This is a genomic window from Sulfobacillus harzensis, assembly GCF_012933365.1.
Lineage (GTDB): Bacteria > Bacillota > Sulfobacillia > Sulfobacillales > Sulfobacillaceae > Sulfobacillus_B > Sulfobacillus_B harzensis.
Genome location: NZ_JABBVZ010000007.1, coordinates 61587 through 82749 on the forward strand (window position 1 = coordinate 61587; position 21163 = coordinate 82749).

A 21163-nucleotide genomic window follows, 5' to 3' on the forward strand; every position below is an offset into this window, starting at 1 on the left:
CGATACGATGAATATTCGGGAAGTCTTTGATGTGATTGACCTTCATGCCGGCGGCGAACCGCTGCGTGTCATTATGAGCGGCTACCCGGCGATTCCCCCGGGCACCATCCTGGACAAACGCGATTATGTGGCGTCGCGCTGGGACCGGTATCGTCAACGGTTGTTGTTTGAACCTTGGGGACATGAGGGCATGTATGGTTGCTTAGTGGTGGAGCCGGAGCGGCCGGATAGCGATTTTGGCCTTCTCTTGATGCATAACCAGGGGTACAGCGCTATGTGCGGGAATGCCACATTAGCCGTTACCAAGCTGTTCGTGGAAACCGGACGCGTCCCCATAGCCGAGAGTAGAGACCAGGTTGTAATCCGATACGATGTGCCCTGTGGTCAGGTTGAAGCGCATGCAGAGCTCAAAAATGGCCGGGTGGAGCGTGTGAGTTTCGACAATGTGCCGGCTTTTCCCGTGGCGCTCAATCAGACTGTGCGTGTTCGGGGACGGGACATCATGGTCGATGTCGCGTTTGGCGGCGCCTATTATGCCATACTGCCAAGTGCCGCGTTGGACCTGACAGTGGAACCGGAGTCCTTGGACTCTCTCGTCGACGGGGCGGCCGAAATCAAGGCGGCCGTGGCGGCGTTGGACTTGACCCGTCACCCCATCGACGACCGATTGAGCGGGCTCTATGGTGTGATTTTTACCGATACTCCGCATGATACCGCGCATCTCAGCCGGCAGGTGGCGATTTTTGCCGACGGCCAGGTGGACCGGTCGCCTTGCGGAAGCGGCGTCAGTGCCCGACTGGCGGTGCTGGATGCCAAGGGAGAGATTCAGCCAAGACAGGATTATGGATTTGAAAGTGTCATTGACACCGTGTTCGTCGGCCGTGTGACGGGGGACGCGGGAACGGGAATTCGCACCACCATTGCCGGTCATGCCTATGTCACCGGGTTTCGGCGATTCTACGGCAATCCGGCAGAGATGGTGGAGCCATTCTTAATGCGTTAGTCCACGGCGCTAGCGCCGAAAAAGATTCAGGTAGGGGGATGGACGATGTTGGAAGGTGCCAGTTACATTGATGGGACATGGGCCGCGAGCGGCGAGCGTCAAGAAATTCATAATCCGGCCGAATGGGACGAAGTGGTGGGTGTGGTTGGGCTGGCGGGTTCAGGTGAGGTTAATGCGGCCGTCAGTGCGGCCCGGCGGGCGTTTGGGAGTTGGCACCAGCTTGGGCCCGTGGCGCGCGGCAACCTGCTCTTTCAGGCGGCATCCCGGATTGAAAGCTCCGTGGATGAGTTGGCGCAGTTGGCGTCGCGTGAGATGGGCAAACCCATCGGAGAGACCCGCGGCGAAGCGCTCCGGGCGGTGGCCATTCTTCGTTACTATGCTGGCGAGGGAATGCGGGGCCTGGGCGATGTGATTCCAGCATCAAATGCCCGAACCCTTCAATACACCACGCGCGTTCCGCTGGGGCCGGTAGCGATTATTACGCCGTGGAATTTTCCGCTCGCTATTCCCATGTGGAAGATGGCGCCAGCCTTAATCTATGGAAACACCGTGGTCGTGAAGCCGGCGGAGTGGTCCTCCTTGACCGCCGTGCGAATGTGGCAATTGATGGCCGACTTGTTTCCGCCGGGCGTTGCCAACCTGGTTCTCGGACTGGGGTCGACGGTGGGTGAGGCCCTCATACAGCATCCCGACATTCGTGGGATTAGCTTTACCGGTTCCGTCGCCGTCGGCTCTCACATCGCGGACGTTGCGACGAGGCGGGGCGTGAAATACCAGACCGAAATGGGGGGCAAGAACGCGGTGGTGGTTAGCGAGGACGCCGACCTGGATCGCGCGGTGAATGCCATCATTTCGGGTGCCATGCGGTCTGCGGGGCAAAAATGCACCGCCACGTCCCGGGTCATCGTTTTTGAGGCGGCCCACGACGCGCTCATGAGCCGTATGCGGGAGCAACTGGCGACCATTAAAGTCGGGAATCCCTTGGATCCGGACACCTATCTGGGTCCCGTGGTCTCGGAAGCCCAATACCAAAAGGTGCTCAAGTATATTGAAATTGGCGAACAAGAGGGAAGGCTGGTGGCCGGCGGTTCATTACAGCCTGCAAACTGGGGCCGCGGATTTTACATTCAGCCCACCCTCTTCGACCAGGTCGAGCCGGAATCCCGCATTGCTCAGGAGGAGATTTTTGGACCCGTGGTGGCTGCCATGACGGTTCGGTCCTTGGATGAAGCGATTTCGGTGGTCAACGGCATCCCCTACGGGCTGAGCGCGTCGATCTTTACCAGAAACTTGAAGACCGCGTTGGATTTCGTGGAGCGCGCCGAGGTCGGCTTGGTGCGGGTCAACGACGAGACGGCGGGTGTGGAGCTTCAGGCACCCTTTGGCGGCATGAAGGGTTCCAGTTCCCATTCCCGGGAACAGGGGAGAGCGGCCATAGAATTCTACACCGATGTCAAAACCGTAGCCATTTGTCCGTAACAGGTAACACGCATATTCTGGAACAACTTCCTGTGACAGGGGCCCGGAAGGGTGAGGGCTGGCCGTAAAGGCAGCCCCCACCTCTGGGGCCTGTCCTCGGGCGTGTGACCCGTCGATGCGTCTCTGCCCCTTCATTTCTATCGACTGCTGACATCCATCGGGCCCGATGTGAAATAATGAGATGTTCATCGAAAGGAGACTGCAGCTTGACGAAACGTGTGATTGTCTACAGTCAGCGGGGCTGAACGTTTTGCTCGCGCGAGACGGCGTGGCTGTCTCAACACAAAATCCCGTTTGAAGAGCGGGACATCATGAAAAATGACGCCTGGCTGGATGAGTTAGTCGAGCTCGGGGCAACCGCAACGCCAACCACCGTGATCGAGTGGGCTGATCATCGGGAGGTTGTGATGGGATTCGCGAAAGAAAAACTCGAATCCTTGCTCTTGTCGTGATCAAGCGTCATCCAAAACGGGTATCCGAGTGATGGTCTAAACCTATTGTGCGAGATAACCGCCATCGATGACCACGGCCTGACCGGTGATGCCGCGTGCTTCCTCCGAGGCCAAAAACAAGGCGTACTGGGCAATTTCTTCAGGATGGAGCAGTCGGCGCTGCGGAACCAACGGGAAGATGACGTCGTCTAAAACTTGGGATACATCGACTTTTCGGATGGCGGCCAACTGGTGCAGTTGATGGCGCACCAGGGGGGTGTCGACATAGCCGGGGCACAAGGCGTTGACCGTAATGGAATGCGTCGCCGTTTCTAAGGCCAAGACTTTGGTGAGACCGATGAGCCCATGTTTTGCCGCGTTGTATGCGGCCTTGCCCGCAAACCCAATGAGGCCATTGACCGAGGCCATGTTGATGATACGCCCAAAATGTTGCGCCTTCATCACCGGAACCGCATGTTTTGAGGCGATGAAGGGACCCACCAGCATGAGGTTTATCATCTCTTGAAATTTGTCTGTCGGGAAGTCCTCCACTGGCGCAACATATTGCATGCCGGCATTGTTAACCAGAACGTCGAGCCGTCCATAATGCTCTACCGTCTCATCGATAAGCGCCTTAAGGTCGGATTCGGCTCCGGCGTCCGCCTGTCTTGCCTCGACCGGAAGCCCCTGACTTGCCAAGCCTGTGGCTTGCTCCTTGGCAGCATCAAGGCGCACATCCGACAAAACCACCTGGGCCCCGGCTGTGGCTAGCCTCTCGACGATGGCGAGTCCGATTCCACTGGCTCCACCGGTCACGATGGCCACTCTTCCGTTGAGATTGGACATGTCCCAACACCTCATCTCGCGTTTTTTCTAGTTTACATCGTGATTCTGCCATTTGCTTATGAGACGGCGGCCAAACTTTCGGCAATCAACCACTCGCATGAGAGTTCACGGTGTAGGAATCAAGCCTGGCAGAAATTCCCTCCCGCGATGATGACAACCTTAGCCCTACAACTGGTCAGGATCGAAAGCGATCGATCCATCCGCCAGCCACCGTCACTAGTCGATCCCGGTTGAGACGGTATATGTGCTCACGGCCGTCCAATTCCACAGACACCAGTCCGGCGTTCTTGAGAACGCCAAGATGGCGTGAGGTCGTGGCCCAGGCGCAAGAAAAACGATCGGCAATGTCGCGGGATGTCATGGCACCTCCGCGGATGAGCAAAATCGATAGGATAGTGCGGCGGGAGCGATGGGCCAAGGCCTCGAAGACAGCATCCAAGTCCTCCAGGTCGCGGATGCCTTTGGCGACAGTTTTATTGGTGGTCATGGGCACTCCATGGCAAGTAATGAGGAAAATCCCAACGTGGCAGTCCCTGGCGAGATTCCAAAAGCGGATCCATGGGCTCCCAAATCGCTAGAACATCCGGATGCTCATGCGCCATTTCGAATCCATTCTCGACCCACGTGAAAATCTCCGTGTAGGTCGGTGGATCATCGACACTGCGAAGTATGATCGGCGGCTCGTCGCTGACAAATCCCAAGGCTCGGAGCGTGGGCCAGTGCTTCGACAAGAGCATTTGGAACTCGTGTTCACATTCGGGCTTAACGCGGTAGGTAGCCACAACGATTTGGTTGGGCATTCGAATTCCTCCTAATTATGAGCTTATGGGCTAATAATAAGCGACTTTGCTAATCGAATCAAGTCACGAAAAGTCTTTCAAACGAGTCCGACTGGGGTGGATTGAGTTCAAGAAGACTTGCGATGTGATTAGAAAAGTATATAATTAGACAGTAGTCGAATTGGAGAGTGAGAGCATGCAGCTGGAAAAACTCGTGGCGTTCCACAAGGCGTTGGCCGACCCGACGAGAATTCGTATTCTGTTCCTGCTGAAGAACGGCCCGATACATGGGCAGGCCTTGGCCGAGAAACTGGGTGTCTCACCCCCGACGATAACGCACCACATGGCCAAATTGCGCCATACGGCGTTGGTCAAAGAGTCGCGGCAGGGGAACACCATCTATTTCGAATTGGATCGTTATTTCTTCGAACAAAATGCTCGAGCGTTGCCGGCTGCACTGTTCGAACCCGCACGGGAGGAAACATTGTTGGATAAAGGTCAGGATTTGGAGCATGCGGTAATCTCCCGCTTCTTTACCAAAGAAGGGCGACTAAAGCAAATCCCCGCCCAGCGAAAGCGCAAGCTGATTGTGTTTGAGCACATGCTGAAGGGACTGAAGCCCGGCGTCAAATACCCCGAGAAAGCCATCAACCAACATATCATGCAGTTTCATGAGGATTATTGCACCATCCGCCGGGAGTTCATCATTAATCATTTTATGTATCGGGAAGATGGCCTGTATGAGCTGAATCCCCGGGAGATGTGGGCCGATTGGCGGGCGCTGTAATCGAGGGCAACGCCGCTTGTCATCAGAGGGGCGAATCAATGGTGGTGGCGTGGGACGCATCGAAGCGATGCGAGGTTCCGAGCCTTCAAGGCGGGTTTTCAGGCGTCATGGGCCGTCGTTTCGAAATTTGCAACTGCAAGTGAGCGTAGAATGTGCCTGGGCGTATACCGCCCCAGGAACCTCCCTGCTATTAAACCAATCCGAACGGGCGGGCATATTGTGTTCGGCGGATGCGCCAATCGGGCGGCTTCCCAGCAAGTACCTGCTGGGGACCTCTATGAGCGAGGGGAATTGCCCCGTTTGTGCTATACTTGAACCACTTTTGGAGGAGGTGACCTCGGTGCAGCACCAGTTCCAGGACTGGAGTCTTCCTTTCCATCGGGGACATGTTTCGGTGACCCCCAAGGGCGTTGTCTGCCCTTTTCGCCGTCTGGGGTGTCATCGAGACGCCGGGGCCGCTAGATTGCGCTAGCAACAGCAATCCTTTGGCGCTCGGGCACCCGCCCGAGTTTTTTGTTGCCAAAGGAGGCTTATTGGATGTTTCTGTCCCGTCGCTTGCGGGGATTTTACGCATTTGCCGCTGCATGGTCTTTCAACCCCACTCGGGGACTCTGGATTCTCTATCTTGTGCACTGCCATTGGACCTTGTTTGAGGTTGGACTGGCCGAGGCGGGGTTTCACGTGGTGGCCTTCGTGGCCGAGGTGCCGACCGGATTATTTGCCGATCGCCGGGGGCGGCGAGCCAGCCTTGGCATGGGGCTTCTGATTCACGCCATCACCGCCTTGATGACCTTCTATCTTGCACCTCTCAACATTTTCCTTGGCATAATTAGCGTGGCGTTGGGCGCCTTGGCTTGGGCCTTTATAGGCGGAGCCGAACAGGCGTTGTTGTATGGCCTGATCGAGGAGGTATATGGCCAAGCGGCTTACGGTCGCATCTACGGCCGTGTCTTGGCTTTTGAGCTTCTGTTGGCGGCTCTGTCCACGGCTCTTGGAGGGTGGCTTGCCGTGAGAGACGGATGGTCATGGCCATTCGTTCTTGCGGCTATCGCCGCTTTAATTGGCATAATCGCCGTGCGTACGATTCCGGAATACCTGCCAGAGCCGATCCGTTCCCCATCCTGGTCTGGCCTCTGGGAAAATATCGGGCTTGCCCTACGGGTGAGCGGCCACAAGCCCGGACTTAGGCGGTGGGCGGTTTTGGGGTCAGCATTGGGCGCTTTCGTCACCATCAATAATCTTTATGCGCAATCGACATTGGTTCTTAAAGGCGCACCCATCGGTATGGCAACTATGGTGGTTGCGGCGGCGGGAATTGTGACCGCCGCCGGCAGCTTTGTTGGGGGACAGACAGTCCATCGAGACTATCTCGGTTGGGGAACGGCACTTTTAGCCCTTGCCATTGCCTCGATCGGTCTCTTGCCATTGGGAGGCGCGGGTGGCGCATACCTGGCGGCCGCTGGTCTCGATGGGTGTATCGACCCATTGTACGAGGCTCGTCTAAACCAAGTCGCGCCAGAACGGTTTCGGGCGGCCATTTTATCTTTGCCCAGCGCCGGATTCAGTCTCTTGATGATCGTGCTGTTTCCCCTAGCCGGCTGGGCCATGACCGAACACCACCTCCGAGCCGTCTATCTCGTCATGGGCCTCGGCCTTGGCATAACGGCGACAGGATTTCATGCAGCCGTGCCTCCTCGGGGACCCCGGACCGTGAACGGAACGGACCCGTTATAAAGGTAGTTGGCGAACGGCAGCGTTCCCTTTATGATGAGCATATTTGAACTGGGAGGCGGACGTCTTGGGGCGGGCACTCGTCATTGGTGGGACCACCTTTATGGGGTATCAACTAGTGTGGCAGCTCTTGGCAAAAGGCTGGCAGGTTCTGGTGCTGAACCGCGGAAATCATGCGGACGGCTTCGGTGGAAAGGTGGAGCGGCTTGTCGTGGATCGCCGAAGTGCGGAATTTGTCCGAGTGCTGGCCGACCAGTGGTTCGATGCCGTCGTGGATTTTGCCTGCTATAATCGGCGCGATGCCGAGGGAACCGTGGCGGCACTTCGGGGACGGGTCGGCCACTACGTCTTCATTAGCTCTGGCGCCGCCTATCTTGTTCGGGACGGTATTGACGTGCCCGTGACCAAGGCGCTTTCTGAGGCGGACTATCCCGGACCGCTGTCCTCGCCTCCCTCCACACCTGATGATTTGGCTAACTGGCGCTACGGGGCAGGGAAGCGGGAAGCCGAGGATGTCTTCGAGAAAGGGTGGCAGATAGAGCGCTTCCCCGCCACACGCGTGCGCCTGCCGATTGTGAATGGACTGAGAGACCCCGAACGGCGACTAGAAAGCTATCTTTGGCGCATTCGGGATGGGGGACCGTTGCTCTTGCCGGATGGGGGCGTGGGTCTGACGCGGCATGTCTACGTCACCGATGTTGTCCGGGCCCTCGCAAGCCTCGTGGGCCAGGCGCACAGCATCGGCCGCGCTTATAATTTCTCGCAGGATGAAGATATTTCGCTTCAGGAGTTGGTGGAGCGACTGGCTGGTTTGTTGGGGGCGCCAGCACGCATTGTGCCGGTGAGCGTCTCTGCCATCCAAGACGCGGGACTGGAACTTCGCATGGTCTCTCCCTTGAGTGGCAAGTGGGCATCACGTTTAGAGGCCAAGGCCGCTAAGCGCGAGTTGGGTTTTGTCCATCGCCCAGTGGACCGCTACCTTGAAGACATGGTCGAGGGGTTCTGGACTCAGGATACACCGCCCCAGGGCTACGCCTGGCGATCGGCGGAAACAGTCCTCGCCAAACGTTTGGGATAGGCGTCAGGTATGAACAAGGGCCGCGTCTCGAAAGGCGCGGCCCCTGCTCGATTATCCGTGACGTAGTTGTTGGACGAGAAGTGTCACTTGACGGACCAGCGCATTGAGGCTGGCTTCAATGGATCGCCAGATGGCCAGGGCCCGTGACTGATACTGCGCCCGTTCCGCCGCTGTTCGGTTCAGTTCGCCCTAAATACCCGCCAACGTCTGATTGGTATGGTTCAACTCGTGAAGGCCTACGAATGCCAGGATGACAATCAGCAGCGCCAAGGCTGCCAGTGCTGTTCGCCCATCCATTTTGCGTATGGCGGGTGGTTGGATCCTCGTGACGCGTTCGAGTGGCGTCATCTTGGCGTAATGGTTCCGGCAAGTTTCACCTCCTCTTTCCCATAACTTTCGCAAGGAACCATTGTTTTGAGGCTCGGTCAGCGGATCCTCAAAGAGCTTTCGCTTGAGTTGCTAGCCCCAGACTTCGTGGGCGATCCGTACCACATGGGCGAGCTTGGCCCATTGTTCCTCTTCCGTGAGCAAATTGCCTTCTTCGGTGGAGGCGAAGCCGCACTGGGGGCTTAAAGCGAGTCGCTCGCCATCGACGTAATGAGACGCTTCATCAATGCGGCGCTTTATTTCGTCGGCATCCTCCAGGGTGCCAGACTTGGATGTCACGAGCCCCAGCACAATCTTAAGATCAGGGCGCTTGGCGAAACGGAGCGGTTCAAATCCGCCGGCCCGTTCACTGTCATACTCTAAGAAGAAGGCATCGACGTTGACTGTCCCAAAGAGTGTTTCCGCTACCGGCTCATAGCCGCCTGAAGCAATCCATGCGGACCGGAAGTTGCCGCGGCAGATATGCATGGTTACGGCAAGATCCTCGGGGCGGCCTTGAAGCGCCTGATTAATGGTGCGAGCATAGAGGCGTTGCACCTCGTCCAGATCCCACCCACGCGCCTCGAGTTCCGCCCGTTGTTCCGCGGAACAAAAGTAAGCCCAGGCCGTGTCATCCAACTGTAAATATCGGCAGCCCAGGTCGTAGAAGGCGCGAATGGCTTTTTGATAGGCGCGGCCTAAGTCGGAAAAGAAGAGCTCCAGGTCGGGGTACACGGCCTCGTCGATCTGCCCGCGAAAATGCAACATGCTAGGGCTCGGGATGGTCATCTTGGGCAGGGCCTGGCTGGCGTTCTCTTTGAGAAATGCAAAATGCTGCAGCATGGGATGGCGCCCGAAGTCAACCCGGTTCACGACCCGTATGCTGTGAGATTGCAGCGTTTGCCCTTGAAAGTGGATGCCGTTGTCTTCCGTCTCGAAGGGTTCCACGCCCTCAAGACCCTCCAGAAAGTCAAAGTGCCAATAGGCGCGGCGAAACTCTCCGTCGGTAACGGAGGATAGGCCGAGATCTTGCTGGCGGCCAATAATGCGCCGGATTTCTTGATTTTCCAATTCGGTCAACAGATCGCGGCCCAACTGACCGCGTTGGTGACGGCGACGCGCTTCTTTTAAGGCCTCGGGGCGCAATAGACTTCCGACATGATCGGCACGAAATGGGGCGAGTTTCTTGGAAGACATTTAAACCATCCCTCTTTTCCTCGATAGTCCGACTGGTGCCGCGCCTGCTGAGGAGGGGTGGATGGACTCTATCGCATGGGAAGACCGACAAACAAGGACGATGCGCAATATCCCAAAAGCCATAGAAAAAGCCCCCTGGTTGGGGCCCATCAAGCTGATGCTCAGATGTAGAAAATACCATCTGCCTCTCATCTCTCCCTCATCGTCGAGGGAAGGAATTAGCACCATGCCAACCTCAGGCAGGTTGCTGCAGCGTCATCGGGCCAGTCCCTCGGCTGCTCTTGATAAGGGCCAGTCTTGGGGTGTATTATGCGCGCCCCAGGCCAGAACGTCAAGAGAAAACAATGGCGGCAACACATCATCTGGGTAATGTATCGGCCCGACGCAGATATCGCCGCCAAATTGAATAGTGGTGGACTTCGGGAAATGACAGGAGATTCCACTTTCTTGTGGAACTGTATCTATACAGCGACGTGCGCGCAACTTGGATAATTGCGAGGATTCAACAAATCGTCTCGTGAAGGAGCGGCGCGATGCGACAGCAAATCGACGTGCAAACCCGCCGCACGGCCATGAAGCCGGCAGCGGTCGGGCTTTGGGAAGCGGTGTTCCAGTCCTTTTCGTTTGTGGGGCCGGCCGGGGATGTAGCCATCTTGCTGGTGGGTACAGCCACCTACGCTTTGGGAGCGACCCCATTGGCGGTGCTCATTGCTTGGGCGTTATATGGGTTGTGGATGGTGGTGCCGATTGAGTTCTCCAAGAAAATCGTCAACTCGGGCAGTTTTTACGCCTATTCGGCCCAGGGGCTCGGGGGAGCAGGGGGGGTGTTGGCCCTCTGGTACTGGATGGGAGAGAACCTGACCGGGCCGGCGTTTGGCGTGTTGGGGCTTAGCGGGTTTATCTACTTGTTAAGCAGCAGCCTGTCTAAAACGGGATGGGTCTGGATCCCTATCGCGGTCGCGACGCTTGCTTTCGGCGCTGTTCTCTCATATCGCGGGATTCGGCCGTCCCTCCAATACACCCAGTGGACCGGTTTTCTCGAAATTGCCTTTCTGGTCTTGGGCGCCATTGTCATTGTCATCAAAGTCGGGGCCCACAATACGTTGACGCCGTTCACGCTGGGACCCTTGCACGGAGCCTTCGGGCCGCTGTTTCTCGGGGTGGTATTTTCGGTGCTGGATTTTACTGGGCTGGGAACGGCCACGACCATTTCCGAGGAGGTTAAGGACTCTCGAAAATTAGTGAGCCGCGCCATCATTATTGCTTGGATTCTCTCCGGCATTGCCATGATATTGCCGTCGTATGCCCTTACCGTTGGCTGGGGCGTTCACAATATGTCCAGCTATGCTGGCTCGCCCGATCCGGGCCTCATTGTCTTCCGCCATTATTTGGGCAACTTCGGTTGGATTCTTTTGATTCTCTTTACTATCAACAGCTACCTCAACTACATGGTGGCCAAGGTGAACGCAGTCAGTCGAATATGGTACAGCGCCGGACGGGACGGGGTCATCTTCGGTCGTTTCAACAAAATCCACCCCGTGTTCAAAACCCCATATCAGACCACGCTGTTGTTTTTCGGGGTCATCTTTGTGATTGACATCGTGGCGGGCCTTATCTTGGGTCCTACTGCTGCGGGGATCTGGCTTTTGACAATTGCTGGGGTATCAATCATAGGCGTGCACATTGTGGCTAATACCGCATTAACCGTGTATATGGCGAAAATCCGGGAATTCAAGTTCTTTACCCATGGGGTAATTCCGAGTGTCGCCACGTTAGTCGGGTTAATCGTCATCTGGAAGAGCGTGTATCCCGTGCCCAGCGGAGCGATTGGGGTAGCGGTTTTGATTTCGCTTGCCTGGCTGTTAGTGGGATTTGGCCTAGCGTACGGGATTCATCGCCGCCAGCATGAATCCTTAAAGACAGCTGGTCTCTCACACGAAGCCTAGGCCATTCCAGGGGACCCATGCGAGGAGCAACACAGTGTTTCGTGGGGTGGAGTGAACGTAAGCCGTCGTGCAGGTCAACTGGGGTGCGTCTCACCTGACACGGTCGGCATAGGACAGGATTTACATCATAGCCGTATATGAGGCAGTCATGATTGTAAGAGAGGACGAGAGCGATGAGCGACACATTGAAGCGTTGGGGCCCTTACACCAACATGAAGCAGTTGGCCGACGCTGGCCCAAAGATGATTGCCCGGGCGGACGGCATCTACGTCTATGACAATCGGGGCCGTCAATATATTGACGGCCACGGCGGGTTGTGGCTGGCCAACGTCGGCTACGGACGGCGGGAAATCATTGATGCGATTGCTCAGCAGGCAGAAGCGCTCGCGTGGTTTCCGTCCTTTGGAGGATTCGCCAACGAGCCATCACTTCGTTTGGCGGACAAGCTAGTCGAGCTGCTGGCCCCCGATGGCATGGCCCATGTGATGTTTAGTAATGATGGATCCGAAGCGGTCGAGACGGCTTTGAAGATTGCCCGGCAATATTGGAAGATTAAGGGCCGCGCCAACAAGCACAAGTTCATTACCCGCCGCTTTGCGTATCACGGCGTCACGATGGGAGCGTTGAGCGTACAAGGGGTGACGGAGAATCGGATGGAGTTCGAGCCGCTGCTGCCGGGCGTAGTGCATGTCTCGGCGCCGTATCCGCATCATTGCAGCATGCATCCGGATTCCCCAATCTGCACCTTGGCTTGTGCGAGAGCCGTAGAGGAGGCAATTCTCACGCAAGGCGCCGAGACCGTGGCTGCCGTCATCGCCGAGCCAATTCAGGCGGCCGGCGGCGTCATCATTCCACCCCCGGACTATCTCCGTCAGGTGCGGGAGATTTGCCGCCGATACGATGTGCTTTTCATTGCTGACGAGGTCGTGACGGGCTTTGGCCGACTGGGCTCCTGGTTTGGCGCGCGCCATTATGGCATCCAGCCCGATCTGATGACGATGGCCAAAGGGATCACTTCGGGCTACGTGCCGCTTGGCGCTACGGCTGTTTCCGATGCAGTGTTTGAGGCTTTCTATGACATGGCGGTGAGCGGCCCGGAATTTCGACACGGCAATACCTACAGCGGTCATCCCATTGCTGCCGCGGCAGCCTTGGCCAACATCGCCATTTTGGAGCGGGAAGCCCTGCCCGATCACGCACGTGCCATGGGACCGGTGCTCCAGTCCGCGCTGAAAAATGTCCAGACTCGGCACCCACAATGGGTTGTGGATGCCAACGCTGAGGGGCTGTTGGGCCGTCTCGAGCTGCGGGATCCTGGGGGACGGCTGGCGTCCGGACAAATTGGCGCCAAGATAGCCCAATACATGTATGATTTGGGAGTCATCGTGCGGCCCATTGGGGACGTGGTGACATTTTCGCCTCCACTGACTATTGCTGAGCCTGAGATTCAGCACATGGTGGCGGCAGCGGAAGAAGCCTTGGGCATGGTGGAAGCGGAAGTTCACTGATGCGATGGGAATTAGCCCAAGGAAGCATTGACCAGCCCCCGGCCCCACAGGGTGAGACCGGGGCCGTTTTTAGGGCGCAAAGGCAGGTCCACCATTAGCCCTCGTAGCGGAGGGTGACGAGATGCTCTTTGGTCATTGTGAGGCCGGTTTCGCCAGCCACATTACTGGGACTGTTGGCCCGCGGCATTCGCTTCGATGGGATGTTGCGGGTCAAATCTTCGATTAAAACAAATCCGTGGGCTTGGGAGAGTTCGGTAATAATGGCGTTGGTGGGCAGCACCACGCCTTTCACGGTACGATTGGCGACCACCCAGGCGGCCAGCGCTCCCGGTTTCAGCTTCTTTGTGAGGACGTTGAGCGTCTGATCCAGATCGTAATAGAAGGCTTGTACTTCTCTTGCCCGGCGGGGGTCGCGGGCATGAATTTGCTCGATGCTCGCGGACCCAGTGGCTGAGGGCAAGTATTGGGGAAGCGGCCGCTGATGAGGGCGTCCCCCGAGAAGCGTTTGGTCCACCCCTCGCGCAATCTTTTGAGGAAGACCGAGCCACTCTAAAGAGAGACGGGAGAACTGCCCATAAGCGACGGTGGTGCGGGAGTCGCCATAGGGCGGCGAGGTGACCAACAGATCAAAATGGCGGTCGGGGATGTCGCTGAGCCGTCGACTGTCTCCTTCCACCACACGGGGAGGCTCGGCGGGTCGGGTTAGATCGGGATACGACTCACGGAGACCCTCAGCGTAGCGGCGAAAGTGAGCCAAAAACTCGCCTAAGACGTCAGGGCAAAACGAGTTCAACTCCTGTGGAGGCATGCGATAGAGCTTGAACTCCCGATTTCGGCTATTGGAGACACGGCGCACCGTTTCGCTAAAGACGGCTTCTGCAAGGTAACGGAGGTCGGGAAAGGGAAGCGCTGCAATTTGGTTCAGGATGAATGCCAGGGCCTGCGACACCGGAGGCTGGAACCAAAAGTCGCGGCGCGGAAATTCAGGGATCGGTCCTTCGAATTGGGTCATCTTTTCCAACGTCAGGCCGTCCCGAAAGAAGGCGATGGCCCGATCGAGATCGGCTCCGGGAATCGGCGTGGTCCGAGCGCGGGCGATGCGTACAGCTAACGGATTCAAATCGTTCCCCCAGGCCAGAAGGCCTTGAGCAGCCGCCTCAACGAGGACGGTGCCAGCGCCACAAAACGGATCCAGCAGGGTTACGGCGTCGGGCAAACGGACGCGGAGGCGTGCAATTAAGTGGCGGGCCACTTGGGGAATCATCATGGCCGGATAGGTGTGGATGACGTGAGCGCCTTCCTTGGTCTCCGCATCGCGAAAATCCCAGTCCGGGGGATTGGGGGAAACCAGCGGGGTGTGGGCCATGACTACCTCCACGTTGGGGATAATTTCCTATTTTACAATACCAGATCCATCCAATCCGGTGAATTTCCTCTAAAAGCTACATCTTGGCTACAATGGTAACGATGGAAAGGACGGATGGGATGATCGCAGCACGAGGTAAGCAGCGAGGTGTGGGGTGGGGGTTCATTCCCGCTGTATTGTTGTCCGTGTCATTAAATCCGCTGAACTCTGCTACCATTTCGGTCGGCTTGGCGGTTCTGCTTCAAGTCTTGCATGCGAGCTCGGTGGGCATCACTTGGATTGTGTCCGGCTATTATCTGGGGAGCGCCGTGGCCCAGCCCATCATGGGCGCATTGGGGGATCGTCTTGGCTATCGGCGCTTTGCTTATACGGGTTTGGCATTGGTGTTGCTGACGGCTCTTTTGGCGCCGTTATCCCATAACCTTTGGGTGTTTGTGGGCTGGCGGGTAGTGCAAGCCATCGGCACCTCAATGGTATATCCTAATTCTATCGGCTTAGTGCGGCGCTTCAAGGCCGATCGTTTGTCCGCGGTGCTGGGGTGGATCGGCATGGCGGCTGGGATTGCGTTGGCGGTGGGTCCAGCTTTAGGCGGACTTCTAATGGGGGCCTTCGGCTGGCAGGCCATCTTCTGGCTCAACATCCCCATTGCGGTGGCAGCGGCCATTCTTTTCGCTGCCAGCGTCCCCCACGATCGGGGCCGGCCCCGGCTTCAGGATTCCGGATGGGACTGGAGCGGTTCGGTGCTCTTCAGCGTCACCATGATCCTGTTGCTCTTGGCGACCAGCGGCACCGTGCAAGGTCTTGGTCTGACTTTGGGCGCACTTGGCCTCTTGGCGTTGGCGGTCTTGGTATTCGCTGAGCGGCGATCAGCGCGGCCGGTCATTCCGGTGCGCTGGTTTTTGACCGGATCTTTTGCGGCGGTTGCGGGAGCGACCATACTCACCAACGTGGTGATGTATTTGGCTCTCTATGGAATTCCCGTGGTTTTGGAAACGCGGCGTCATCTCTCGGTGAGCCAAAGCGGACTCATGCTGCTGGTGTTTGCGGGGGTCATGGCCTTGTGCTCTCCCTTGGGAGGACGCATCTCGCGGGGGCCGCTCAGAAGGGGACCCTATATGGGCGCAGCAGTCGTGTTGGTGGTGGCGGGCATTTTGGCATGGAGCGGGCAATCCCGGAACTTGCTATGGGTCGGATTGTCGTTGGCCTTGATGGGTCTCAGCTTTGCCGTGACCAATGTGGTGTTGCAGCAGATGGTGCTGGAAGTCCGGCCTCCCGGCGAGGCAGGCAGTGCCTCGGGTCTTTATAGCCTTTTGCGCTACGTCGGCACCATGGCTTCGTCTGTCGTGATTACGCTGGCGTTTCGGGGGCCGCATCGCTTATGGATTCTTTATGGCAGTCTTCTCGCTTTGAGCAGTGCCAGCGTGCTTTTGGGTCTGGCAATGCCTCGGCGACGGGAGGTGACCGCATGAAAAAATGGCTTTGGGTTTTCGGCGTCATTGCCATTGCAGCCTTCGATCTATGGAGTGCGGATCTCGCTGCTGAGACGCTGCCGTTTGCGACCCCGGTTCCCGTGTGGGGGCATGTCCTACGGTGGGAACTGATTCATAATCGGGGCGCCATGCTGGGATTGGGCGGGAACCACCCGGCGCTGATTACGATCCTCGGTATTCTTGGAGTCGCCCTCTTAACCGTGGCCGCTTGGCGCTGGCCGCGTTACGGCGCGCCTTTGGCGATGATGACTGGTGGGGCGGTAGGCAATGTGATGAGTCGGCTGATTTACGGGCACGTCACTGATTTTATCCGCGTTTTTGGCTATCCTGGCATCTTTAATCTAGCCGATGTGTTTCTCCGGGTCGGCGTGATCTGGCTGGTCATTCAGTTCTTCCTCGTGGGTCGGCAAGTGGCTCCCAAGGCAACCCGGGAAACGTCCTAGGCGAAGACGGGGGCGCCGAGACAAAGCGGCGCCTTCGTTCATTGGCTGGGAGTTTTGAGCCAGCGTGCCGCAATGGGGATGGCGGCTTTTTTGAGCACGGTATATAGGACAACGCCGTCCTACAAGAGTCCGCACGTCATTCAGGGATCCTGGCGGTACTCCCGACAATTGAACCTGGACATGCACTGGCTGCAAATAAGGAGGGGTATCCGGATTTTGTGATTGATCGCTCCGTCTTGGGAACCTTCTTCATGCGGAGGCAAATCCGGATTATGTGATTGATTCGGCCGCCTGCTTGGCCGACGTCACGAATCCGAGGATAGCAATCCTTAATGCACATACGGGCCGGTTAGTCCTTTATTCGCATCGTTAAGCAAATGGCCGCACGCGGTGGTGGCCAAAAGGCTCAGATCCTTCAAAAGAAGCCTCAGCCCCCGTATCTCAGGAATCGTGGCATCGCGGTATACTGTATAGAAAGAGGAGGGAGCGCGAGCCATGACCCATCCGGTACGATTTACGGCAGCCATCACGCGCGAGGGGCAGTGGTACGTCGCTCGCTGTTTAGAAGTGGAAGTGGCGAGCCAAGGGGAATCGCTGGACCAGGCCCTCGATAATCTTCGGGAAGCCTTGGAATTGTACTTTGAGGACGTGGACCTGACGGAGTTGCCCGTGACACCGATTTTGGCGCCGGTGACGGTCGAGCTGCCGCAACCATGAGTCCACGCACGCCAATCCTGTCGGGACAGCAAGTCGCCACCGCTTTGGGACGCGCGGGGTTCGTGGCGGTAAGCCAACGGGGCAGTCACCTAAAGCTCCGCCATCCCGATGGGCGCACGGCCATTGTGCCTATGCACCATGAGCTAGCTCAGGGGACTCTACACTCGATATTGCGGCAAAGCCACTTGACGCTGCAAGAACTGCAAGACTTGTTGTAACTGGTTTGCTATCGCTGCTTGCGGCCTGCGCGCCGTGAGGGCGGGCCGCTAAAAGCAGCTTGCGGAGCTCTTGGGGGCGAATACGCCACAAGGAATTCAGCCATCCGCTGTTGAACCCCACGCACACTCGGCGGGATTCACGACCACTCTTACGCTGACCGTGCCCGCGCGGGCGACCGTTACATGGCAACAGGCCGGACATCTCCACCAGGACATTATCCCGCGTCGACAAATGACCCTGGGTCAGTCCAACGGAGTAACGCCCACCCAATGGGTAGACCCCATTGCGGACAGGACGGAACGGCCACACAGGTTCCCAACTACTCGGAGGTGAACTCATGATCCCGGGTTTCGTGCTCATCATCCTTATTGTGCTCTTTGTCATCGTTCCATGGATTATCCAGTGGGTCATGACGCTACAAAATGCTCGTCGGGTCGAGGAACTCGAGCATCAAGTCCGACAGCTACAGGACCAACTCGATGTTGTCTTAGGTAAAGATTGAAAAGACACGGTGGCCCGGGGGAATCCGATCCGCTACCGGACATATGGGGGCGAGAGTCCCGCAGGGTGCCACTGAAGATGTCGAACGGTTGTGTTCGGCCGTCCCAGCACCGGGATGCTATACTACGATCAAGTGGAGGTGGCTCTCATGGCGGTCGAACGCGAAGAGATTCAACGCCTCATCGAAACGATTCCCCCAGAACGCTTGCCCATGCTCGACCGTATCGTACGCTGGCTAGCCAGTGAGGGCGGTGGGCGAGAACTGATTTGGGATCCAGACGAAGTCGCCTTGATCCGCGACATCGTTGCGCATGGAAACAACGAGCGGTTTTTCGGCGCCGACGAGGCCGACCGCTACCTCAGGTATTTGGCCGGCCACGACGAGACGACGCCTGAACGCTGATGTCGCGCATCCGATTTGCTCGGCGTGCTCTGCAGGATTTGTGGGACTACGACCGCTGGCGCGGGCACCCCAACCAGGGGTGGGATCCGGTCGCCATCGTGTTGCGCCAGACGATCAGCGTCTATCTCGAACGCTTTCCGACGTACGATGATTTGCCCTTTCGCGCCATTACGATCTGGGATGAGCTAAATGGACGCCTGATGGACATCGAGCTGAAGCGGGTCCTCATCGCCTTTCGCGGAAAAAAGTTCCGTGTGTACGTGGGACCAGGCGTGGACCCTGCGGAGCTTTTAGTTTGGCGTATTCGTCATCCCCGACAACGTCCCATTGAAGAGTAGTCCGGGATGGCTCGATGTGTGGGCCGCTGGGCCGCGGGGCCCCCTCGTCGTTGTTCATCACCGGGAAAGAATGCCCCTGCCGGCTTTACCGTCCATGCTGCGGTCCGGGACAGACCAACCTCGCTGCCATTCTTAAAATAGACGGTCGAAGCCGTCCATGGTTCGTGTGCGACAGGGCGGGCATGTCGCTGTTATCGGACGATCCCGGGAACCTGCATCGTGCAATAGTTCTTAGGATCAATAGCCGGGTAATGGGGGCGATACTGCATTAAGGGTCCGGCACGACGGAGCCGTATAATCCCTCACTCGCGCCTTGAAATTAGCAATGCCACTACGGGGGATCTACATCGGGTCGGTTCGGTACAATTTGGTCGAGCGGTTGGTTATCAAACAATTTTTGTGGCGACACATACCCACCACCCACGGCGTTTAGTCAAATGAGGAGGATACCTACTCCTCGTGGAGTTGATACACCTCTCGCTGGTTGGCGGAAAGAAGGCAGCGATTGTGAGTCGTCAGAAATACTTGTTGGCAGGGGCGATCGGTTCGGTCGCCGTAGCGATCGGGATCATATGGCGGGACCGAGCGCCCTCACGTCCGCCGACGTTGAGCGCGGAATATCATATTCTGGTCGAGAGCGTCCACCTACAAATCATTAAGGGCCAAGCGAATAATGGGTTCAACGTTGTCGGCGGCCGTCCGCTGGTTCCCATCGACATGGCCTACAGCATTACCCTCAAAAACGATACAGCCTATCCGTTGGAGGTTATCAAGCCCCGCATGCAGGCGCAACCGATACTACGGCGCACCTTTCAGCGTGAGGATGGCTATGATGTCTTCACACATCCTACGCAACTACTCAGAAGTTTTGGCGGCATGTTATGTACGTCCTGCTCAAGCCCGATCGGTCAAGCACCTTGATGCTGAAATATGAGCTCGGCTACCCCGTTGCGACTCAACACGCACCAGCCTTGACGCCCGGCGCTTTGGCCAAAATACAACAAGACGCCCTGAATGCCGTTCTTGGTCTTACCATCGTCGCAGCTCGGCCTGCCAACATACGATATTATTTTCCTCCGCGTCCCCCTGTAGCTCTGGCCAAGGGAGCGCCATCGGACGTTCTACATCTGGACCTTGGCCACAAACACTAGCCGAGGCTTAAGGAAATAGTCTCTCGGTATTTAATCCGGATAAGCTGGGGATTTGCCAGTAATTAACTGGAAGCGCGGGTGCAAGAGATCAAGCCCATGGAGTGGCTGAGCTCAGAGCATGGCAAACCAGACGATGCGCCGCAGGGTCCACGGGCATCGCGCGTCGAGCGATGGGCGCCGCTTCTTAAGCCGTCGTCAGCATCGACCGGAGGTCGAGTGGCTGGGCCTGATACCAGGCATCCAGGTGTTGGCACATGGCGATGCCATAGAGACGGATGGTCCACATCATGGTGCTCCGATGTTTGCCCGCGGCCAAGCCAAAATCTTCTTTGACGCGCTTATTGCTGCGCTCGCAACTGGTGCGACGATTGTACACCGCCGCCCACGCCGCGCTATCCCGGGCCACCGGGGGGAACAAGCGGGGATTGCGTTTCGTCTCCACCTGGACGCAGCGCCCGTAAGGCGACGAGGAACATGGCGTGTCACAGGTTACCACCCCTTTGACCACCAGCGGACAGAGATATTTCCGCCGACCGCGGGTATAGTCATAGCCCCGATCTTTCATGGGCAAGCCCTTGCGGCAGATGGGGACACCCGTCGCCGAATAGGTGATCTCCTCCGGCCGCACGCCCGTGCGGCGGGTGCTCCGGTCGTTCAAATCAATAAACGCCCGGATTTGGTGGGCCTGTAGATAGTCATAGATGGGCCGCGCGTCATGCGCGGCATCCAAAATCGCGGTGCGCCAGGTGTAGCCGGGAAAGCGGTCGGCGAACTCCTGGGCACTCACCACCCAGGAGACCGCATCATGGCGAGAGGCCCGCTGGAGCCGCGGGTACACCGGCAGGTCGTGCGGGCTGTCGGCCGCCACCAACGTATACACGTGATAGCCGAAGAAGTACGTGTTGCGATAGCTGTCCCAGCCCATGTCGCAATCCGGCTGGGAATAGAGGCGGGCACACCGACAGGGCGTTCGGCCGCGAGCCCGACAATCGCACAGGCGTTGGCTACGGACTTGAGCCGCGGTTACCAGGGGCATGCCGTCCCCCGCCAGCGTCAGACTTTGTGGGTTGCCGAGTAATCCGGCCTCGGCCGAGACGGCCAGAAACTGCGCTTGAAACAGGTGGAGTAGCCGGTCGAACGGCTGGGCGCGATGCGTGGACCGTTTGGCCAGCTGCGCCAGCAGCTGAGCAATTTTGCTCAGGCCTTTGGTCGGGGCTTTCTGGCCTTTCTTGCCGCCGGGGATCTTCTTGCGATTGAGCCGCCGGCGGGGCGAGCGATGGACGGTCCCCGCCGCCCAGAGGCGGCGGAAAAACCCATAGAAGGTGCCCACGCCGGGGGTATGCCCGTATTCAAACCCACTGAGGACCGCATACAAGGGACAGCG

21 protein-coding genes, 1 pseudogene and 1 riboswitch are annotated in these 21163 nt (G+C 57.7%); of the genes and pseudogenes, 16 read left to right on the forward strand and 6 right to left on the reverse strand.

Annotated elements, in window-relative coordinates:
• The first annotated feature begins 7 nt into the window (after positions 1 to 7).
• The 3 genes and pseudogenes from HIJ39_RS03515 to HIJ39_RS03525 form a co-directional block, all read left to right on the forward strand.
• Positions 8 to 1003 carry a proline racemase family protein gene (locus HIJ39_RS03515; RefSeq protein ID WP_169096763.1) on the forward strand — a complete coding sequence of 332 codons (996 nt, stop codon included), beginning with the start codon at positions 8 to 10 and terminating at the stop codon, positions 1001 to 1003.
• Positions 1004 to 1048: 45 nt separating this feature from the next.
• Positions 1049 to 2482, forward strand: coding sequence for an aldehyde dehydrogenase family protein (locus HIJ39_RS03520; protein WP_169096765.1), 1434 nt, complete (start codon positions 1049 to 1051; stop codon positions 2480 to 2482).
• Between the two features lie 260 nt (positions 2483 to 2742).
• Positions 2743 to 2934 (forward strand): annotated as a pseudogene (locus tag HIJ39_RS03525) (glutaredoxin family protein); the annotation flags it as partial.
• Positions 2935 to 2976: 42 nt separating this feature from the next.
• Here the strand turns inward: HIJ39_RS03525 and HIJ39_RS03530 are convergent.
• The 3 genes from HIJ39_RS03530 to HIJ39_RS03540 form a co-directional block, all read right to left on the reverse strand.
• A complete protein-coding gene (locus tag HIJ39_RS03530) occupies positions 2977 to 3759 on the reverse strand; it encodes a 3-hydroxybutyrate dehydrogenase (RefSeq protein WP_169096768.1) in 783 nt (260 codons plus the stop codon).
• Positions 3760 to 3934: 175 nt separating this feature from the next.
• The gene (locus tag HIJ39_RS03535; RefSeq protein ID WP_169096770.1) at positions 3935 to 4246 is read right to left on the reverse strand and encodes an ArsR/SmtB family transcription factor; all 312 of its coding nucleotides are present in this window, start codon (positions 4244 to 4246) and stop codon (positions 3935 to 3937) included.
• Complete coding sequence (locus tag HIJ39_RS03540) at positions 4233 to 4559, reverse strand: hypothetical protein (protein ID WP_169096772.1); 327 nt, start codon at positions 4557 to 4559, stop codon at positions 4233 to 4235. Before HIJ39_RS03540 ends, HIJ39_RS03535 begins: the two co-directional genes overlap by 14 nt.
• Before the next feature lie 175 nt (positions 4560 to 4734).
• Between HIJ39_RS03540 and HIJ39_RS03545 the strand changes: the two genes are divergently transcribed.
• From HIJ39_RS03545 to HIJ39_RS03555, 3 genes are all read left to right on the forward strand, one after another.
• Entirely contained in the window at positions 4735 to 5325 is a 591-nt protein-coding gene (locus HIJ39_RS03545) for a DUF2087 domain-containing protein (protein ID WP_169096774.1), read from the forward strand.
• Between the two features lie 537 nt (positions 5326 to 5862).
• Positions 5863 to 7059 carry an MFS transporter gene (locus HIJ39_RS03550; protein WP_169096776.1) on the forward strand — a complete coding sequence of 399 codons (1197 nt, stop codon included), beginning with the start codon at positions 5863 to 5865 and terminating at the stop codon, positions 7057 to 7059.
• Between the two features lie 64 nt (positions 7060 to 7123).
• A complete protein-coding gene (locus HIJ39_RS03555; RefSeq protein WP_169096778.1) occupies positions 7124 to 8134 on the forward strand; it encodes an NAD-dependent epimerase/dehydratase family protein in 1011 nt (336 codons plus the stop codon).
• A gap of 459 nt (positions 8135 to 8593) precedes the next feature.
• Here the strand turns inward: HIJ39_RS03555 and HIJ39_RS03560 are convergent, their stop codons facing one another.
• Positions 8594 to 9697, reverse strand: coding sequence for a 5-methyltetrahydropteroyltriglutamate--homocysteine S-methyltransferase (locus tag HIJ39_RS03560; protein ID WP_169096780.1), 1104 nt, complete (start codon positions 9695 to 9697; stop codon positions 8594 to 8596).
• Positions 9698 to 9882: 185 nt separating this feature from the next.
• A riboswitch (SAM riboswitch) is annotated at positions 9883 to 9988 on the reverse strand.
• A 242-nt stretch (positions 9989 to 10230) separates the two neighbouring features.
• Here HIJ39_RS03560 and HIJ39_RS03565 point away from each other — a divergent pair.
• Complete coding sequence (locus HIJ39_RS03565) at positions 10231 to 11643, forward strand: APC family permease (RefSeq protein WP_169096782.1); 1413 nt, start codon at positions 10231 to 10233, stop codon at positions 11641 to 11643.
• Positions 11644 to 11816: 173 nt separating this feature from the next.
• Positions 11817 to 13151, forward strand: coding sequence for an aminotransferase family protein (locus HIJ39_RS03570; protein ID WP_169096784.1), 1335 nt, complete (start codon positions 11817 to 11819; stop codon positions 13149 to 13151).
• Between the two features lie 94 nt (positions 13152 to 13245).
• On the opposite strand, the gene HIJ39_RS03575 is transcribed toward HIJ39_RS03570, so the two are convergent.
• On the reverse strand, positions 13246 to 14517 hold the full coding sequence (locus tag HIJ39_RS03575) for a TRM11 family methyltransferase (RefSeq protein WP_169096786.1): 1272 nt from the start codon (positions 14515 to 14517) through the stop codon (positions 13246 to 13248).
• Positions 14518 to 14636: 119 nt separating this feature from the next.
• On the opposite strand from HIJ39_RS03575, the gene HIJ39_RS03580 reads away from it, so the two are divergent.
• The 8 genes from HIJ39_RS03580 to HIJ39_RS03615 all read left to right on the forward strand — a co-directional run bounded on the left by HIJ39_RS03580 (position 14637) and on the right by HIJ39_RS03615 (position 19549).
• Positions 14637 to 15986, forward strand: a complete 1350-nt coding sequence (locus tag HIJ39_RS03580; protein ID WP_169096788.1) for an MFS transporter — start codon at positions 14637 to 14639, stop codon at positions 15984 to 15986.
• Positions 15983 to 16450: a signal peptidase II gene (locus HIJ39_RS03585; protein WP_169096790.1), complete on the forward strand. Its 468-nt coding sequence runs from the start codon at positions 15983 to 15985 to the stop codon at positions 16448 to 16450. The genes HIJ39_RS03580 and HIJ39_RS03585 overlap by 4 nt, the downstream gene beginning before the upstream one ends.
• 495 nt (positions 16451 to 16945) lie before the next feature.
• Entirely contained in the window at positions 16946 to 17167 is a 222-nt protein-coding gene (locus HIJ39_RS03590; RefSeq protein WP_169096792.1) for a type II toxin-antitoxin system HicB family antitoxin, read from the forward strand.
• The gene (locus HIJ39_RS03595; protein WP_169096794.1) at positions 17164 to 17385 is read left to right on the forward strand and encodes a type II toxin-antitoxin system HicA family toxin; all 222 of its coding nucleotides are present in this window, start codon (positions 17164 to 17166) and stop codon (positions 17383 to 17385) included. The genes HIJ39_RS03590 and HIJ39_RS03595 overlap by 4 nt, the downstream gene beginning before the upstream one ends.
• A gap of 338 nt (positions 17386 to 17723) precedes the next feature.
• Positions 17724 to 17888 carry a hypothetical protein gene (locus tag HIJ39_RS03600; RefSeq protein WP_169096796.1) on the forward strand — a complete coding sequence of 55 codons (165 nt, stop codon included), beginning with the start codon at positions 17724 to 17726 and terminating at the stop codon, positions 17886 to 17888.
• Between the two features lie 147 nt (positions 17889 to 18035).
• Positions 18036 to 18290, forward strand: a complete 255-nt coding sequence (locus HIJ39_RS03605) for a dimerization domain-containing protein (RefSeq protein WP_169096798.1) — start codon at positions 18036 to 18038, stop codon at positions 18288 to 18290.
• Positions 18290 to 18628: a hypothetical protein gene (locus HIJ39_RS03610; RefSeq protein ID WP_169096800.1), complete on the forward strand. Its 339-nt coding sequence runs from the start codon at positions 18290 to 18292 to the stop codon at positions 18626 to 18628. The genes HIJ39_RS03605 and HIJ39_RS03610 overlap by 1 nt, the downstream gene beginning before the upstream one ends.
• A 459-nt stretch (positions 18629 to 19087) precedes the next feature.
• Positions 19088 to 19549 (forward strand): hypothetical protein, encoded by a 462-nt coding sequence (locus HIJ39_RS03615; RefSeq protein WP_169096802.1) that lies wholly within the window; start codon positions 19088 to 19090, stop codon positions 19547 to 19549.
• 414 nt (positions 19550 to 19963) lie between these two features.
• Here HIJ39_RS03615 and HIJ39_RS03620 read toward each other — a convergent pair.
• On the reverse strand, positions 19964 to 21163 hold a 1200-nt coding region (locus tag HIJ39_RS03620), incomplete at its 5' end, for a transposase (protein ID WP_169096804.1).

Coding starts and splice junctions, on each gene's coding strand:
- HIJ39_RS03515 (WP_169096763.1), top strand. CDS start 8: ATGAATATTCGGGAAGTCTTTGATGTGATTGACCTTCATGCCGGCGGC.
- HIJ39_RS03520 (WP_169096765.1), top strand. CDS start 1,049: ATGTTGGAAGGTGCCAGTTACATTGATGGGACATGGGCCGCGAGCGGC.
- HIJ39_RS03530 (WP_169096768.1), bottom strand. CDS start 3,759: ATGTCCAATCTCAACGGAAGAGTGGCCATCGTGACCGGTGGAGCCAGT.
- HIJ39_RS03535 (WP_169096770.1), bottom strand. CDS start 4,246: ATGACCACCAATAAAACTGTCGCCAAAGGCATCCGCGACCTGGAGGAC.
- HIJ39_RS03540 (WP_169096772.1), bottom strand. CDS start 4,559: ATGCCCAACCAAATCGTTGTGGCTACCTACCGCGTTAAGCCCGAATGT.
- HIJ39_RS03545 (WP_169096774.1), top strand. CDS start 4,735: ATGCAGCTGGAAAAACTCGTGGCGTTCCACAAGGCGTTGGCCGACCCG.
- HIJ39_RS03550 (WP_169096776.1), top strand. CDS start 5,863: ATGTTTCTGTCCCGTCGCTTGCGGGGATTTTACGCATTTGCCGCTGCA.
- HIJ39_RS03560 (WP_169096780.1), bottom strand. CDS start 9,697: ATGTCTTCCAAGAAACTCGCCCCATTTCGTGCCGATCATGTCGGAAGT.
- HIJ39_RS03565 (WP_169096782.1), top strand. CDS start 10,231: ATGCGACAGCAAATCGACGTGCAAACCCGCCGCACGGCCATGAAGCCG.
- HIJ39_RS03570 (WP_169096784.1), top strand. CDS start 11,817: ATGAGCGACACATTGAAGCGTTGGGGCCCTTACACCAACATGAAGCAG.
- HIJ39_RS03575 (WP_169096786.1), bottom strand. CDS start 14,517: ATGGCCCACACCCCGCTGGTTTCCCCCAATCCCCCGGACTGGGATTTT.
- HIJ39_RS03580 (WP_169096788.1), top strand. CDS start 14,637: ATGATCGCAGCACGAGGTAAGCAGCGAGGTGTGGGGTGGGGGTTCATT.
- HIJ39_RS03585 (WP_169096790.1), top strand. CDS start 15,983: ATGAAAAAATGGCTTTGGGTTTTCGGCGTCATTGCCATTGCAGCCTTC.
- HIJ39_RS03590 (WP_169096792.1), top strand. CDS start 16,946: ATGACCCATCCGGTACGATTTACGGCAGCCATCACGCGCGAGGGGCAG.
- HIJ39_RS03595 (WP_169096794.1), top strand. CDS start 17,164: ATGAGTCCACGCACGCCAATCCTGTCGGGACAGCAAGTCGCCACCGCT.
- HIJ39_RS03600 (WP_169096796.1), top strand. CDS start 17,724: ATGATCCCGGGTTTCGTGCTCATCATCCTTATTGTGCTCTTTGTCATC.
- HIJ39_RS03605 (WP_169096798.1), top strand. CDS start 18,036: ATGGCGGTCGAACGCGAAGAGATTCAACGCCTCATCGAAACGATTCCC.
- HIJ39_RS03610 (WP_169096800.1), top strand. CDS start 18,290: ATGTCGCGCATCCGATTTGCTCGGCGTGCTCTGCAGGATTTGTGGGAC.